Consider the following 16,183-nt stretch of genomic DNA (forward strand, 5'->3'; position numbering starts at 1 on the left):
CAATAGGCGTCAGACCACGGTTTTCGTTAGTGCCGCCGCCCCAAGCTCGCGCCTCAGAATCTCGCGAGATAGCTCACCGGATCCAATTGGCAACGATCTTCCAGACGTCCCGGCAAATCGAATAGCTGCGGGCGCCGACGGAAGGCGAAGACCCGATACAAGTGGAAGGCGTCCGCCTCCTGTCGAGATAAGGCCAGCTCATTGCGACTAAGGAAGAACGGCGTCTCCTTGGCGAAGGCGGTGGTCTTGACCTCGATAAGCCGCTCCCGTCCATCGAGATCGAAGGACAGCACGTCGTAGCCGAGGCCATCACCTCGCGTTGCGGCCACATGCTCTACCCGTTCGCTCAGGCGCCGCTTGCCTGCACGATGCAGGCGATGATGCTCGTAACTGACCACCAACTCTTCACCGGCCTTGCCAAGTGAGCGATTGCTGGCTTCCAGCGCCAGATAGTCCCGCTTCACCGCCTGTCTGCGCCCCGCATACTCCGGCGGCTGCTCGCGCACACCCATCTCCGTGGACTCCGGCGCATCAGCCAGCAAGGATTTGAAGTCCGGTTCCAGAGGCTTGATCGCGGGTTGCTTCGCGGCAGCCTCGGCGGATGCATCCAGATCGCGGTCCATCGCCAAGCGCTCGGCCACGACGTCGAAAAGAAGGCGCTGGTAGTTCGAGAGCGGCTTGTAGCCTGGCACGTAAGGGCAACCAAGCTCGAGCATGACGGCGCTGATGTTCTGGTGCTTGCGCTCGATCGACCCATCCGAGCGGCCCTGGAGCAGCCCTTTCAGGCGCTGGCGGTGCTGCGCCTTCACGTAGTGCTGGCTGGAAAGCTCCAGCGTCAGCATATGGAGATAGTCGGCGACGACCGCTTCGACTTCCTCCCGGGTCCATGGCGAGACTTCCGCCATCCCTTAACGAACCGCCATAACCGTGGCGTGCGCGGGGGCGCAGAGGTACTTCTCGCAAATGTTCATGCCTGTGCGGCCTTCAAGGTCTGCTTACAGGCAGGGTACTTGCTGCATCCGTAGAAGGTGCTGCCTGCATTGGCGCCACGCTTCGCCGTGCGCAGAACCATCGCCGCGCCACAACGCGGACAGTCGGGCGAAGACTTCACTTCGGCGGAGGCTGCCGCCTCGCGTCGCGGCTGCTCCGGGGCTCGCACCAACATGTCGCGCGCGTTCAAGAGCGTGATATTGCGGCCCTCGGCAAACTCATGCGCCGCGCGGGTGAACTCGCCCACGCCCACGACGAACCCACCGACAGCACCATATGCGGCCATGACTCCGAACAACTCGCGAACAACGCCAACACCGATCTTGCTCGCGCGCCACTGCTTGCACTGCACGAGAAAGCTCTCGCCATTGCGTTTCAAGATCAGGTCAACGCCGCCGTCCGCACCGTTGGCGGTTGCCTTGACTGCGTATCCGTCACGTTCGAAACCGGCGCGAACGAGCTGCTCGAACTCCTTCCAGCTGATATCCAGCAATCCGGCAGCGCCGGAGCGGGTTTCCGCCTCCGAGAGCAGCGTCCGGCGACGCCGCATAGCCAGCCAAGACACCAGCGCTGCAATCCCCAGGACCACAGGCGCGATGTATTGGAGAAACATGCCCACCGTTACCGCGACCTGACTCGCAACGACCGCTCCCAGGCCATCGAGATCGTCAGCCTTCGGCACGGGAATACGAGCCATAGCAGCGAAGGCGAGATAGGCTGCAGGGATCAAAGCGACGGAAAGCCACCACGGCAGCTGCGCGAGAAGGCCAATCCACTCGTCAAGCTCTGATCTTCTTCTGCGACGCTGCACCATGCGCGCTTCACCGGAGAGCCATCTCCCCTTTCTTACCACAAGAAGCACACCCCGGAAATCAGCCGAAAGTAGTTGCCGTTGAGCGCCCGAGCGTTCCAGCCTGGTCAGAGTCCGACGCGCTTATGCAGGCCACTCTCGAATTGAGCGAGTACGACCGGAACTTCAGTCGTTGACGCACTGATAGACGTTGTACTCCACGCTTGGCCCCGCAACCACGCGCCCTTCACTGACGCACTGGATCCTGTTGATCCACTGATAGCGCGCGTCGCCGGTCTCAAAGCGCGGAGCCGTGAAGAAGTTCTGGTCGCCGTATTGGGTGGACGTGTCGCCGCCACCGAGTGCCGCCATGACGCCGTCGGTGAGCTGGATGATGCCGCTGTACTGCATGTAGATGTGTGCGCCGTCGTCGGTGAGCAGGGTGCCCCGCACGTCCAGCCGGCCGTAACCGTCGGCATGGGCCAGCAGCCAATCGCCGCCGCAGGTCAGGAATGCTCCCTTGAAACGGGCACCTTCGAACCAGCCACCCGTGACTTCGACGATCATGCGGTTTCCGAATGGTCCCTCACCTACGGGTTGTGGGACTCTGAGGTCGGCGTGATAGGTCATCAACTTCTCGAGCTTCATCGGGGTTCTCCTCAGCCGGCGTTCTTGTCGTTCCCGGAGCATCAGCGTGGCCGCCAACCCCGCGCACCGCCCGAAGGAGTAGGGCCGCGTGGAACACCGCGACGAGCCCGAGCACGAAGCCGAGGGCTCTATGCGGCTGCTTCCAATGCATTGGCCAGGGCTACAGCGCCCACCACTTGTGGTGCGGGGCGCGGCCATTGGCTGGCGGTCAGAGTCGTAGGGGACAGACTACGGTTTCTGCAATCACCAGCGAACCTGCCCCCGCCCCTTACGTGGCGCGTATTAGCCGCGGCTGAGGGCCCGGGGTTCGCGCGCCGGGCTCATACGCCACCGAGGGCGCGGCACATGGCCGCACCGAAGAAGGCGCCGAGTTCGTCGATGCTCCAGTCGTTCTTCGGATCGAGCAAGCGCCGGACCGAAGCTTCGCAGGACGACATGAAGAGCTCGGTGATCACGGGTAGCTTGCGCGGCAGATCCTGAACCTGCCACCAGCGCGCCAGCGCCGGTGCCAGCCATTGCGCGGCGCTCTGGGCCACCAGTTTGCGCGCCCGCAGGAAGCGGTCGGCGATGGCGGGCTCCGGGCTCGCGACGAAGACCAGCCGCCAGGCCTGGGGGCGATCGGCCACCACGCGCAGCAGGGCGCGATAGCCGGCGATGAAGGTCGCCTCCGGGTCGTCGTCGCCCTGGGCGCTGTGGAGCGCCTCGAGGGCGGCCGCCAGCATGTGCTCGCTCTCGCGCGCCAGCAGCGCCTCCAGCAGTTCGATGCGGTCGGCAAAGCAGGAATACACCACCGGCCGGCTGACGCCCAGGCGCCCGGCGACGGCGCTCAGCGTGACGGCGGGCAGCCCCTGCTCGACCGCGATCTCCAGGGCCGCGTCGAGCACATGGGGGCGACGGCGCTCGGGCCCGAGGTGGGCGGCTCTGGCGCCGCTGCTGGCAACTTTGGGGGCGGGCATGCGCTCAGTTTACTACGGTCATGTAGAATTTTCCTACACTGATGTATAAAATGGTCCGCCGAACCACGCAGGAACAAGTTCGATGACCGCCAACAAGCAAGACACGCTGCGCACGCGCGACTACGGCTTCTTCGGCCCCGGCTCCCCGAGCTGGAAGGTCTGGTCGTCGCCGACCTCCTTGATCGGCTTTCAGCGGGCGGTGGTGCTGGAGCACTTCGACCCCTTCCTGGCGGCAGCCGTCGCGGATATGCGCGGGATCTACCGCAACCCGGCGGGCCGGCTGGACCGCACGCTGGCCTACTTCCTGACGATTGCGGTGGCGGACGGGCATACGGCGACGGAAGCGTCGCGGCTTCTGATGCGGGTGCACGCAAAGGTCTCGGGCACCGAGCCGATCAGCGGCCTCGCCTACAGCGCCAACGACCCCGCGTCGCAGCTCTGGATCCATCTGACCGGCTGGCACTCGGTGCTGAAGTGCTACGAGATGTACGGCCCCGGCCCGCTGCGCGCCGACGAGGAGCGCCGCTACTGGGAGGAATGCGCCATCGCCGCCCACCTGCAGACCTGCGACCCGGCCGACGTGCCGCGTTCGCGCGACGGCATTCGCGACTACTTCGCGGCCATGCGGCCCCGGCTTTGCACTTCCGAGCGCGCCCACGAAGGCATGCACTATCTGCTGCGCACCCCCTACGCCAGCGCCGGCGCGGGCTTCTGGGCCATCAGCCGGATGATCGCGCCGGCTACCATCGCCTCGCTGCCGCAATGGATGCGCACCCTGGGCGGCTTCGACCAGCCGAAGCTGCTCGACGGCATCACCCCGCCGCTGGCCCGCATCGCGATGTACTTCGGCAGCTGGCCGGTTCTGAAGGTGGCGGCGCTGCGCTACAGCGCGCCCGGTACCGCGCGGATCATGCAGCAGCATCACCGCAGCCCTGCACCCGCGAACCCCGGCACCGTTCATCCGCAACCGCTGCGTGACACGCGCGCCGCCATGACTCCGACCGCCGCACGCGAGGGCCGCACGTCCGGCGCCGTCGCGGCGAGCGCACGCGGATAACCGACCGCTGCATCGTGCCGCCGGCGGCGCGCCGGCCGTGCGCGACGTCCCACGGGATGGACCCACCTGCGCACGACCGGGGCAGCCGCTGCCCGCGGAGGTCCGGTGGCTCCGGCGCGCGGGCACGTCGGCGACCACCGCGATCGACCGCAGCCTAGCGGTCCATGCGAACCACGTGCCCTTCGCGAGGCGCCACCCGCCCGGCCAGAAGCTGCTCGAACACCTGCCGGGCACCGTCCAGCCCGTGGCCCTCGACGACCCGGAGTAGGTCGCGTTGCGCATCGGTGACGTGGGCGTGGAATCGCGACCAGGCCTCCCCCAACCGCTGCGCGAATACCTCCGCTCCCCACTCCTTGGTGCGCTTGCCGATCTGGTCCGGCGCGAAGAAGAACTTGGGGGCCGGGCCGGGTAGTTCCTGCTTCTTTGGCAGCTCGACGGTCTGGGCCGAGCCAACGACACAGCTGTGCGTGAGCTGGCCGAAGTGGTGGTGGATGGTGCTGCGCAGGTCGCGGTCGCCGGCGAAGTCGATGTAGAGCGTCGGGGTGTCGGCATCCAGCGTGGTGAGTTCCGGGTAGGTGAGCGTGCGCCGGTAGCAGCAGGATTCCGCCACGAAGTCGCGGTTGGCTGCCGAGGTCAGGCCGATGGTCTCGACATCGTCGTCCATGCAGAAGGCGGTGCCGTAGGCGGTCTTGCTGGAGGCGCTGGACAGCACGACGCGCTCGGCGCCGAACCAGGCGTTGTCGGCCAGGAAGTCGGCCAGCGTGAAGGAGGTGAGGAACAGTGGCCGGAAGATGGCCTGGAAGGCTTCCGTATCCGGCGTGTACAGCGGGTCGTGACTGCAGCGGAAGTACTGGTTGTAGGCCGGCGGCAATGGCTGGCGGTGTTCGGTGCCGTCACGGAAACCGTGGTCGCCGACCTTCGCGGGCACCACGCGCAGGATGTTGGCGGGCGGGAAGTAGCCGTAGAAGCGGTCGCCCGTTTTCAGGCCGTCGACGTTCGACGCGATGACATTCGCGAAGCCCCAGACCGGCACCAGGCCCCAGTCGGCATCGCCCGTCGGGAAGAAGTCCCAGTAGCGCATGGCCGCGCCGTAGGCGGCGTAGGTGACGTTGTTGGTGGTCAGCGAGAAGCGGTCGGGTGCGAGCAGGGCCTCGCCTTCCGCCGGCTCGGTCGGCGCCGGCTGTTCGTCGACGCGGGTTCGCGCCAGGTCGTGCCTGTGGATCAGCAGCCGGCGGGTGGTGCTGGGGATCATTGCCCTCTCCTCGTGGTCGGTCGTCTCCGCGGGCAGTGTCCCAGCTCGGCGCGCGCGTTCCCACCCGGTGGCGATTCCGGACCCGCGCGCGATATGTGACGCATGCCCTGACAGGAGTTGCAGCGGCGGGGGCATACTGCACACTCACTGCGCATCCGCCGTGGCGATCCGTCGCGCGGCGCCATCGTTCGGGGGAACCGCGTGCGCAACAGCGTTGCCTTTGCCATCAGTCTGCTCGTGACCGTCCTCGCGCTGGGGCTCGCCTGGCTGCTGGACGACGGCACGCAGCGCATCGCCGGGCTGCCGCTGCTTCCGGCGCTGGCGCTGTTCGCGTTCATGGTGCAGTGGGCGGTGTACGTGCCGTCCTTCCTGGGCCGGACCGAGCACTACTACGATCTCGCCGGCTCGCTGACCTACGCCAGCGTGATCCTGCTGGCCGCGGTGCTGGGCACGCCCGACGCGCGCGGCTGGGTGATCGCGGCGCTGGTGCTGGTGTGGTGCGGGCGGCTGGGCAGCTTCCTGTTCGCGCGCGTGAAGCGCAGCGGCAAGGACGGTCGCTTCGACGACATCAAGCCGCACTGGGGCCGCTTCCTGATGGCGTGGACCTTCCAGGGACTGTGGGTGTTCATGACCCTGCTGGCGGCGCTGATCGCGGTGACCGGACCGGCCGCCGCGGGCTGGGATGCGTGGGCGAGCGTCGGCCTCTCCGTATGGGCTGCGGGCTTCGCCATCGAGGCGGTCGCCGACCGCCAGAAATCGGCGTTCCGGGCCGACCCGGCCAACCGCGGGGACTTCATCCGGCACGGGCTGTGGGCGTGGTCGCGCCATCCCAACTATTTCGGCGAGATCACGCTGTGGACCGGCATCGCGATCATGGCCACGCCGGCCATGTCCGGCTGGCAGTGGCTGGGCTGGGCGTCGCCGCTCTTCGTGTTCTGGCTGCTGAACCGGGTCAGCGGCATCCCGATGCTGGAGAAGCGCGCCGACGCCACCTGGGGCGGCCAGCCCGCGTACGAGGCCTACAAGGCCCGCACGCCGGTGCTGTTCCCCCGTCCACCGGGACGCTGACCGATGATCGACGCCATCCTCGCCTGGGCCGGCGAGCACCGCGACCAGGCGCTCTGGCTGGTGCCGCTGCTGGCCTTCATGGAGACCTGCGTGGGCATCGGCCTGTTCACGCCCAGCCTGCTGCTGGTGATCGTGTGCTCGGTGCTCTACGCCAATGAGTGGGCCAATATCTGGCTGATGGCGGGCATGGCGCTGGTGGGCTCGTCGCTGGGCGACCACGCCGGCTACTACGCGGGCCGCGCGGTGGGCCATCGCGTGCACGGCTGGCGCATCATCCAGCGCAACCGGCAGCGCTGGGAGCGCACCGAGGCCATGGTCCGGCGCTTCGGGCCCTGGGCCATCTTCATCGGCCGCTTCATCCCGGCCATCCGCAGCCTGGTGCCGGCGATGATGGGCGTCACCGAGTTCGACCGGGCGCGCTACACCGCGCTGGATGTTGCCGCGTGCGGCCTGTGGGCGCTCGGGCTGGTGGCCATCGTGAAGGGCGCGCACCAGCTGTTCGTGCCCTGAGCCCGCAGCCGGGTCGCTATTCGACCCCGCGGGTGCGCCACCAGGCCGGATAGAACGCCCGGGCGAAGGCCAGCTGGCTCTTCAGATAGCCCCGATGCTTGGGCAGGCCGTCGTCGATGTCGGCCACGCGCTTGTCGTAGAAGGTGTGCAGGCGCGGCGCGGGCAGCGCCGCGGCATCGGCGAAGTTCGCGGCGGGCACGAAGGTCAGCGCCGGCATCAGCGGCAGGCGCATGAACTCGATGGCGGGCTTGTTGCAGGTCGCGCACTTGCCGCGCTGCACGGCGGGCGGTGGCCGGTAGGTGCCGAAGTCCACCGTGCCGTCCGCGGGCGGCACGACGCCGTCGCTGCGCAGCACGACCATGTCCGCGAAGGGCGTGCCGTTGAAGCGCTGACAGATGGTGCAGTGGCAGATGAAGCGCATCAGGGGTGCGCGCTGCACCTCGAACGCGGCTGCCCCGCAATGGCACTGGCACTGCTGGTGAAACGCTGGTTCTCCGGGCACGCCCGCCTCCTCCCTCTCGCCTTTCGTTCGGAGAATACGCCCGGGCATACTGCGGTGACCACATGTAAAACAAAACGAGAGGAGACCGCATGACGGCTGGGGAGTGGGACCTCGACGCCAAGATGCGCGACTTCGAGCGCGACGGTTTCGTGATCTTCGAGAACGCCATCGCGCCCGAGCGGGTGGATGCCATCAAGCAGGCCCTGCTGCGCGTCGAGCGCGAGCAGGACTTCGGATTCCGCGACACCGATTTCGAGGGCAGGCGCACGGTGCGCATCTACAACCTGCTGGTCCACGGGCCGGAGTTCTGGGAGATTCCCGTCGACCCGACCGCGCTGGCCTTCGCCGAGCGCGTGCTCGACGAGGAGCTGCAGCTTTCCTCGCTGAGCTCGATCACGCTCTCCCCCGGCCAGGGCGCGCAGCCCGTCCACGCCGACGACCAGCTGATCCCGGTGCCCAAGCCGCACCAGCCCTTCACGCTCAACTGCGTGTGGGCGATCACCGATTTCACCGAGGAGAACGGCGCCACCCGCCTGGTGCCCGGCAGTCACAAGGCCTCGGGCATGCCCGAGTACGACCTCGAGTGCGACACCGTGCCGGGGGTAATGCCGGCGGGCAGCCTGCTGTTCTGGCACGGCAGTCTCTGGCACGCCGGCGGCGAGAACCGCAGCAACGAGCGGCGCTTCGCGATCGCGAACTACTACGCTGCCGGCTTCATGCGCCAGCAGGAGAACCAGCAGCTCGGCGTGCCGCTGGAAACCGCGCGCCGGTTCCCCAGGCGGCTGCAGCAGCTCTGCGGCTATTCGGTCTACCGCGGGCTGTACGGGCACGTCGACAACGCCGACCCCATCGCCATGCTGGGCGACGACGAGGGGCAGAAGCTGATCTGGCAGCGCACGCCCGAGGAGATGTTCGAGGCGGGCTGAGGCATGTCGTCGTACAGACTGCGGGCGGCGCCCGCGCCGCCGGACGGTGCCGGGGATGGTGATAGAGTGCCGCCCCGACCGCAGCCCGCCCGGGCACGAGGGGACAAGCGCTTGAACCACCACCACCCGACCCGGGCGTGCGCCGCCGCACTGCTGCTCGGCGCCACCGGTGCGGCATCGGCCGCCGGCCCGTACATGATCCCGGTCACGCCCTTCGTGCAGGCCCAGTTCGGGCAGAAGGAACAGGAGTTCGAGCAGCTGCTCGACCAGAGCCTCTCCTTCTACATGCTGCGCATTGGCGCCGGCATCGTGGCGCAGAACGCGGTGATCTCGCTGACCACCGACTGGTCGATCACCGATGCCGACGTCAGCGAGGAAGAGGAGACCGGCTCGGCCGACCGGCGCGAGTACGACCTCTCGGTGGGCTACGCCCTGCCCGCCGGCTTCACGGTATTCGGCGGCTACAAGTTCGGCGAGACCCGCATCGATCTGGTGTCGCGCGAAGCCATCGACGCCGGCGCGCCGGAGACCTTCGAGAACACCTTCGAGGAAGCCGGCCCCTACATCGGCGGAAGCTGGGAATACGTCTTCGAGCAGGCCGGAGCCGTCAGCTTCTCCTTCGCCTACGCCTGGCTGGACGCCGACAACCGCTTCGGCGGCACCGTGGACGAGGCGGACGAGGGCGACGAGCCCGAGTTCGACGACTTCCTGGGCCGGGTGCGGGCCGATGCCAATGGCATCGGCCTGGGCGTGCGCTGGAGCAAAGGGCTGACCGACACCCTGGGCTACTACGCCACCGTGCGCTGGCAGCGCTACGATCAGGATCTGTCCCAGCAGGGCCTGCGGGTTTCCGCGCAGGAGACCTTCACCGAGCTGGGGATGGGGCTGACCTACTCCTTCTGATCCGGCCCGCGCCCGGCGGCCGCCGGGCTTGATTGTGGCGACGTCTGCCCGCATGGTGGAAGGACGCACCGCACCACGGGAGGCACGCCATGCCGACCAGGGACAAGCAGCGAAACGGCAAGTCCGAGGATCCCTCCACGGATGAAGAGCTCGTCGACGAAGCCCTCGACGAGACCTTCCCGGCCAGTGATCCGCCCGGCTCGACCAGCACCACCGATGACGACGACGCCCTGTCCGGGGATGACCACAAGCGCGATTCCGGCTAGGCGGACCGGCGCCCAATAGTACCCGCGCGATAGCATCTGCGCGGCGGGCCCGTAATCCGGGCCGCGCCCGGGACCACACCGCGCCGCACGGGCGGCGTCGGATCAACGCAGCCATCCCGACGGTGACGGCGTCGCGGCGGTAGCGCCCCGGGACCGCCGCACGGGCTCCATCCGATGCCCTCTCGACGCGCCCGAAAGCGGTGCCGCGAATCCGCTCGTCCGTTTATTGACATTTGTCAAACTTACCGCATAATGACAAATGTCAGGATCCCGCGGGTGCGTCGTGGGTTCCGGGGCGATGCCACGCGGGGCGGTGATCGACACCCGCCGCTGCGTGCATCGGCAGCGCCTGCCGGCAATGGCCGGCGGTCCCGGCCCCACTGCAACGACCTCGCGGCATGGACGGACCGGGTGCGGAAGCTTCTCCGCGTGCCGGGACGGCGAACGAATACAAGAAGCACGCGATGGAGGAGAGAGATGAAGGCACGCATGTGGGAATGCGTTGCGCTGCTGCTGGCATCGGCGCTGGTCGTCGGCTGCTCGGGCAGCGAGAGCGCGAATGGCACGCCCGCGCCCGGTGACGGCACCACCGATCCGGGACGCGACGACGAACTGACCCCCATGGACTATCCGCTGCTCGCCGAGCATCGCGGTGGCAACCGGTGGGCCAACTTCTGCGAAGGGCGCAGCGACGACGCCGTGCTGCCCGAGGATCCGCGCACGCTGGTCGTGCCGGGCGTGAACGAGGGCCGTGCGGTCGCCTTCAACACCTACTGGAAGAGCTGCGACAACGCGGTGCCGAAGCCGACCACCTGCGGCGAGTTCCGCGAGCAGTACGAGATCGGCGAGTTCGTGGCCTTCGGTTCGGGCGAGCCGGGTTCGCCGACCTCCTTCGCCGGCGGCCAGGAATCGGCCGCGGGCGTGCCGGCCGAGGACTACAACAAGCTCTGGGAGACCTGGGGCCTGTCCTCGCGGCCCGAGAATTTCGACGCGCTGGTCGCGGAGCGCTACGGCTCGCCGGAAGCGCCGTGGCCCAACCCCTACCCGCTGCCCGGCGAGGATCCCAACGCCACCGACGGCGGCTCCGGCCAGCTGCCGCTGGCCTTCACGCAGATCCGCGAGCCGGACGGCACCTGGACCGGCAAGGTCGGCATCAAGATCTGCGTGTTCTGCCACAACGGCCAGGTCGACTCCGCCTCCGGCGACATCGGGCCGCTCCTGGGCGGCGGCGGCAGCATCGGCGACTTCACGATGGCCTCCACCGAGATGGCGCAGGCCTCCAGCGGCTTCACCCTGGAGAGCGCGCTGCGCCTGCTGACCATCTCCACCAACCGCGGCTCGGGCGCCATCGACTTCTTCCAGCTCGCCTTCGTGCTGTTCAGTGGCGGCCAGCTCGACCTGCTGCTGAACCCGAAGATCCTGTTCAGTCAGGCCATCGGCAACATCAAGAGCCCGCCGTGGTGGAACATGGGCTACCGCACCCAGAAGTTCCACGGCGCCATCCTGCCCATGGACTCCTCGCGAATCACGATGGCGGCCTACTACAACCTCGCCAAGAGCCTGACCGGCAGCGACGACGAGGCGCTGGCCTGGACCGACGCGCATGCCGGACCGTTCAATGTCTGGGCGTCGGCGCAGGAACCGCCGCGCTACCCGGGCGAGATCGACACCGAGCTCGCCCGCTCCGGCGCCATCCTGTTCCACGCCAAGGACCTCTGGGCGGAGGGCAACAACAATCCGGCGCCGGAGCCGGCGGAGGGCAACGGCTCGTGCGCGGGCTGCCACGGCGCCTATTCGCCGCGCTACATCAACGATCCGTCCTATCTTGAGGATCCGGATCTGGGCGGCATCGCGGCCTACGTGACGCCGATGGAGGTCATCCGCACCGACCCGGTCTACGCCGAGGCCATGCAGAGCCTGCGCAGCCGTGACGGCGGCTTCCCAGCCGCCACCGACAACCAGAACTTCCTGTACTGCGGCCACGGCGCCTACGGGGACACCGAGGACCACACCCCGGTGCTGCTGGCGCCGCCGCTGTGGGGCGTCTGGGCCTCGGCGCCGTATCTGCACAACGCCTCGGTACCGAATCTCTGGGGCGTGCTCGATCCCAACGGCACGGAGCGCCCGAACATCTGGCGCCGCGCGTCGACGCCGGTGCCGGATCACCTGCCCGACGACTTCATCATGGGCTTCGACACCAACTTCGAGCGCGCCTATGACACCGAGAAGATGGGCTGGGACTACGAGCGGCTGTCCTGCGGCGACACTGGCACGCAGCCGGTCTACGCGTGCAGCCCGCTCAACGAGGATCGGCCCTCCACGGCGCAGTACGCGCTGGGCCTGCTCTACGAGCAGATCGGTCTGACCTGGAACCTGCCGCGCATCGCGGGCCTGCGCATGAACGACCAGGACAAGCAGAACCGCAAGATCTACAACACCAACCTCTACAGCCAGGGCAACCAGGGCCACGACTTCACGGCGGTGCTCACCGACCAGGAGCGCCGGGCCATCATCGAGTACCTCAAGACGCTGTAGCCACAGGCGGCGGGGCGGCCTCCGCCCCGCCGGCACACACCGACGAACGACACGGGGCGTCGTCTCCCTTCCGGAGGCGGCGCCCCGTCGCTTTCGGGCGTCAGGCCGCCAGCAGCTGGCGCAGGAAACCCTCGCTGGTGGGGCGGTCCATGTAGCGCGGCACGGCGTAGAACCAGTTGGCCTCGGACCGCGCGTTGGCCGCGATCACCGGAATGTCCCCGGTCTGCAGCTTGTCGACCGCGGCGGGGATGCCGAAGCGGGCGTTGAGATCGCGGATGTGCGCGATGAAGGCGTCGGCCAGCGCGCCCTCGCCGGCACCGGCCTCGCCCACGCCGGCGATGCGCGCCAGCTCCGCCAGCCGCGGCGTGCACGCGGGCTTGGAGTATTCCAGCACGTAGGGCAGCAGGATGGCGTTCGCCAGCCCGTGGGGGATGTGGTAGTGCGCGCCGAAGTTGTGCGCAAAGGCGTGCACGTAGCCGACGCCGGCCTTGGTGAAAGCCAGACCGGCCTTGTAGGAGGCCACCGCCATCTGCGAGCGCGCCTCCAGGTCCTGACCGTCGGCCATGACGCGCGGCAGGTGCGCCATGATCAGCGCCACGGCCTCGCGGGCGTCGGCATCGGTTGCCTGCGTCCGGTTGCGCGAAATGAAGGCCTCGACCGCGTGGGTGAGCGCATCCATGCCGGTGGCGGCAGTGATCGCCGGCGGCACGCCGGTCATGAGGCTGCCGTCGAGCGCCGCCATCAGCGGCACCAGGCGGAAATCCATGATGGCGAACTTGCGCACGGTCTCGGGATCGGACACCACCGCTGCGATGGTCACCTCGGAGCCGGTGCCGGCGGTGGTGGGAACGGCGTAGAGCGGCGCCGGGCTGCGCAGCAGCCGGAACAGGCCGGCCATCCAGCGCACGCCGTGCGGATTGCGCGCGCGCGCGGCGATGACCTTGGCAGCGTCGATCGACGACCCGCCACCGACCGCGAGGATGGCCTCGCAGCCCTCGCCCTTGTAGAGATCGACGCCGGTCTCGATCTGCGCAATGGTGGGATCCGGCTTGACGCCGTCATAGGTCACCACGCGCACGCCCAGCGCCTCGAGCTTCTCCTGCATCGGCTTGACCAGCCCCAGCTCCACCAGCATGGCATCGGTCACCAGCAGCACGGTGCGCGCACCGCTGGCCGCGATGGCCTCGCAGAGCTGCATCGCCGCACCGGCGCCGCGGAAGGTCTCCGGCACGCGGATGGGCAGGATGAACGTCCCGACCTTGAGCAGGAACTGGACGAAGCGGAAGAACAGGGTCTGGATCGTGAACAGCAAGGCAGAGGTCCTTGTCATCGAATGGCGGCAACAAAGCGCGCCTATTCTGCGCGCTCCGCGGCGACGAAGCGACCGCACGCCACGAGCCCGGACCCGCAACGAGAAGGGGAGCGGCGGCACCCTCGTGCCACCGCTCCCCGTCGATCACCGAATGCGGGGCGCAGCGCGCCCCGATCGGGCTCAGCTGAGGTCGAAGCGGTCCAGCCGCATGACCTTGGTCCAGGCGTCGACGAAGTCCTGCACGAACTTCTCGCTGCCGTCGTCGGCGGCGTAGACCTCGGCCACCGCGCGCAGCTCGGAATGCGAGCCGAACATCAGGTCCACCGGCGTGGCGGTCCACTTCTCGTCACCGCTGCTGCGGTCGATGCCGACGTACAGCCCCTCGGCATCCTCCGCCTTGCGCCATTCGGTCTCCATGCCGAGCAGGTTCACGAAGTAGTCGGTGGTGAGCACGCCGGGACGCTCCGTGAACACGCCGTGATCTGCGCCGTTCGTGTTGGCATCGAGCGCGCGCATGCCGCCGACCAGCACGGTCATCTCGGGCACGGTCAGGGTCAGCAGATCGGCGCGATTGACCAGGGCGTCCGCCGGCGAGCGATCGTTGCCGTCGCCGTAGTAGTTGCGGAAGCCGTCGGCGGTGGGCTCGAGGTGGGCGAAGGAGGCCACATCGGTCTGCTCGGCGCTGGCGTCGACACGGCCCGGGGCCACCGGCACGGTGATGCTGTGACCGGCGTCGGCCGCCGCCTTCTCGACCGCCGCGGCGCCGCCGATGACGATGGTGTCGGCGAGCGAGACTTGCTTGTTGCCGCCCAGATCGTCGTTGAAGTCGCTGCGCACTTCCTCCAGCTTCGCGAGTACCGTCTGCAGCTCGTCCGGATCGTTGACCGGCCAGTCCTTCTGCGGGGCCAGACGCACGCGGGCACCGTTGGCACCGCCGCGCATGTCGGTACCCCGATAGCTGGCGGCCGACGCCCACGCGGTCCGCACCAGCTGCGGCACGGTCAGACCGGAATCGAGGATGGCCGCCTTCAGGCGCTTGATGTCCTTGTCACCGATGACCTTGTAGTCGGCCTCGGGCAGCGGGTCCTGCCAGAGCAGCTTCTCGTCCGGCACCTGATCGCCGATGTAGCGGGCGCGGGGACCCATGTCGCGGTGGGTCAGCTTGAACCAGGCGCGCGCGAAGGCGTCCTCGAAGGCTTCCGGGTTCTCCAGGAAGCGCCTGGAGATCTTGCGGTAGGCCGGGTCCTTCTTCAGCGCGAGGTCGGTGGTCAGCATGATGGGCGCGTTGCGCTTGCCCTCTACGTGGGCGTCGGCGACGGTGCCATCGAGCGCGCCGTCCTTGGCCACCCACTGCTTGGCCCCGGCCGGACTCTCCGTGAGCTCCCACTCGTGATTGAAGAGATTGCTGAGGTAGAGGTGCGTCCACTGGGTGGGCGCCTGCGTCCAGGCCCCTTCCAGGCCGCTGGTCACGGTGTCCTCGGCGTTGCCCTTGCCGCACGCGTTCTTCCAGCCCAGGCCCTGCTCCTCGACGTCGGCGGCGGCCGGCTCGGGGCCGACGCACTCGCCCGGGTCGTGCGCACCGTGGACCTTGCCGAAGGTGTGGCCGCCGGCGATCAGCGCGACGGTTTCCTCGTCGTTCATCGCCATGTGGCCGAAGGCCTGGCGGATCTGCCTGGCCGAGGCCAGCGGATCGGGATTGCCGCCGGGGCCTTCCGGATTCACGTAGATCAGGCCCATGTGGGTGGCGCCGAGGCGCTTGTCGAGGTTGCCCTCGCCGTCGTGGCGATCGCTGCCCATCATCTCGGACTCGGGACCCCAGAAGACCATGTCCGGCTCCCAGTCGTCGGCGCGCCCGCCCGCGAAGCCGAAGGTCTTGAAGCCCATGTCCTCCATGGCCACGGTGCCGGCCAGCACCATGAGGTCGGCCCAGGAGATGTTGCGGCCGTACTTCTGCTTGATCGGCCAGAGCAGGCGACGTGCCTTGTCGAGGTTGGCGTTGTCCGGCCAGCTGTTGAGCGGCTCGAAGCGCTGCTGGCCGCCGCCGGCGCCGCCGCGGCCGTCTGCGGTGCGGTAGGTGCCGGCGCTGTGCCAGGCCATGCGGATGAAGAGCGGGCCGTAGTGGCCCCAGTCGGCCGGCCACCAGTCCTGCGAGGTGGTCATGACCTCGCGCAGGTCGGCCTTGACCGCGTCGATGTCGACACTGGCGAAGGCCTCGGCGTAGTCGAAGTCCGCGCCGTACGGGTTCGAGGTCGGATCGTGGTCGCGCAGCGGGCTCAGGTCGATCCGCTCGGGCCACCAGAATGCGTTGGATTTGGGCTCGCTCTGCGCCGACGCCGGCAGCGCCGCCAGCCCGGTCGCGAGCGAGAGCGCGACGGTGAGCGCGCCGGCGATGGTCATCCCTCTTCTGTTCATGGAACCAGCTCCTCTTGTTGTCGGTGGACGGCACCGGACGGCGCGGAGCACCCCGG

At 68.4% G+C, this 16,183-nt stretch carries 15 protein-coding genes; 7 read left to right on the forward strand and 8 right to left on the reverse strand.

From position 1 onward, the window contains the following. Nucleotides 1-53 precede the first annotated feature (53 nt). The 4 genes from KAH28_RS01735 to KAH28_RS01750 form a co-directional block, all read right to left on the reverse strand. Entirely contained in the window at nt 54-905 is an 852-nt protein-coding gene (locus tag KAH28_RS01735; protein ID WP_290574079.1) for a DUF3883 domain-containing protein, read from the reverse strand. 62 nt (nt 906-967) lie between these two features. Beyond that, complete coding sequence (locus tag KAH28_RS01740) at nt 968-1,804, reverse strand: restriction endonuclease (protein WP_290574080.1); 837 nt, start codon at nt 1,802-1,804, stop codon at nt 968-970. A gap of 162 nt (nt 1,805-1,966) precedes the next feature. Further along, entirely contained in the window at nt 1,967-2,428 is a 462-nt protein-coding gene (locus KAH28_RS01745; RefSeq protein WP_290574081.1) for a DUF3237 domain-containing protein, read from the reverse strand. A 320-nt stretch (nt 2,429-2,748) separates the two neighbouring features. After that, a complete protein-coding gene (locus KAH28_RS01750; protein WP_290574082.1) occupies nt 2,749-3,384 on the reverse strand; it encodes a TetR/AcrR family transcriptional regulator in 636 nt (211 codons plus the stop codon). An 82-nt stretch (nt 3,385-3,466) separates the two neighbouring features. On the opposite strand from KAH28_RS01750, the gene KAH28_RS01755 reads away from it, so the two are divergent. After that, nucleotides 3,467-4,441 carry an oxygenase MpaB family protein gene (locus KAH28_RS01755; protein ID WP_290574083.1) on the forward strand — a complete coding sequence of 325 codons (975 nt, stop codon included), beginning with the start codon at nt 3,467-3,469 and terminating at the stop codon, nt 4,439-4,441. Between the two features lie 154 nt (nt 4,442-4,595). Here the strand turns inward: KAH28_RS01755 and KAH28_RS01760 are convergent, their stop codons facing one another. Further along, nucleotides 4,596-5,693 (reverse strand): DUF2855 family protein, encoded by a 1,098-nt coding sequence (locus KAH28_RS01760; RefSeq protein ID WP_290574084.1) that lies wholly within the window; start codon nt 5,691-5,693, stop codon nt 4,596-4,598. A gap of 201 nt (nt 5,694-5,894) precedes the next feature. Between KAH28_RS01760 and KAH28_RS01765 the strand changes: the two genes are divergently transcribed. Continuing rightward, nucleotides 5,895-6,761 carry a DUF1295 domain-containing protein gene (locus tag KAH28_RS01765; RefSeq protein ID WP_290574085.1) on the forward strand — a complete coding sequence of 289 codons (867 nt, stop codon included), beginning with the start codon at nt 5,895-5,897 and terminating at the stop codon, nt 6,759-6,761. A gap of 3 nt (nt 6,762-6,764) precedes the next feature. Next, entirely contained in the window at nt 6,765-7,271 is a 507-nt protein-coding gene (locus KAH28_RS01770) for a DedA family protein (protein ID WP_290574086.1), read from the forward strand. A 16-nt stretch (nt 7,272-7,287) separates the two neighbouring features. Here the strand turns inward: KAH28_RS01770 and KAH28_RS01775 are convergent, their stop codons facing one another. Further along, on the reverse strand, nt 7,288-7,773 hold the full coding sequence (locus KAH28_RS01775; RefSeq protein WP_290574087.1) for a GFA family protein: 486 nt from the start codon (nt 7,771-7,773) through the stop codon (nt 7,288-7,290). Between the two features lie 89 nt (nt 7,774-7,862). On the opposite strand from KAH28_RS01775, the gene KAH28_RS01780 reads away from it, so the two are divergent. From KAH28_RS01780 to KAH28_RS01795, 4 genes are all read left to right on the forward strand, one after another. Then, the gene (locus tag KAH28_RS01780; RefSeq protein WP_290574088.1) at nt 7,863-8,699 is read left to right on the forward strand and encodes a phytanoyl-CoA dioxygenase family protein; all 837 of its coding nucleotides are present in this window, start codon (nt 7,863-7,865) and stop codon (nt 8,697-8,699) included. Between the two features lie 111 nt (nt 8,700-8,810). Continuing rightward, on the forward strand, nt 8,811-9,602 hold the full coding sequence (locus tag KAH28_RS01785) for a hypothetical protein (RefSeq protein WP_290574089.1): 792 nt from the start codon (nt 8,811-8,813) through the stop codon (nt 9,600-9,602). 89 nt (nt 9,603-9,691) lie between these two features. Beyond that, the gene (locus KAH28_RS01790; RefSeq protein WP_290574090.1) at nt 9,692-9,868 is read left to right on the forward strand and encodes a hypothetical protein; all 177 of its coding nucleotides are present in this window, start codon (nt 9,692-9,694) and stop codon (nt 9,866-9,868) included. Between the two features lie 477 nt (nt 9,869-10,345). After that, complete coding sequence (locus tag KAH28_RS01795) at nt 10,346-12,403, forward strand: hypothetical protein (RefSeq protein WP_290574091.1); 2,058 nt, start codon at nt 10,346-10,348, stop codon at nt 12,401-12,403. A gap of 100 nt (nt 12,404-12,503) precedes the next feature. Here the strand turns inward: KAH28_RS01795 and KAH28_RS01800 are convergent, their stop codons facing one another. Together KAH28_RS01800 and katG are read right to left on the reverse strand one after the other, a co-directional pair. Then, entirely contained in the window at nt 12,504-13,715 is a 1,212-nt protein-coding gene (locus KAH28_RS01800; protein WP_290574092.1) for an iron-containing alcohol dehydrogenase, read from the reverse strand. Between the two features lie 180 nt (nt 13,716-13,895). Then, nucleotides 13,896-16,127: a catalase/peroxidase HPI gene (gene katG, locus KAH28_RS01805; protein ID WP_290574093.1), complete on the reverse strand. Its 2,232-nt coding sequence runs from the start codon at nt 16,125-16,127 to the stop codon at nt 13,896-13,898. Between the last annotated feature and the right edge of the window lie 56 nt (nt 16,128-16,183).

This window comes from Algiphilus sp., from assembly GCF_023145115.1.
In the GTDB taxonomy this organism is placed as follows: Bacteria; Pseudomonadota; Gammaproteobacteria; order Nevskiales; family Nevskiaceae; genus Algiphilus.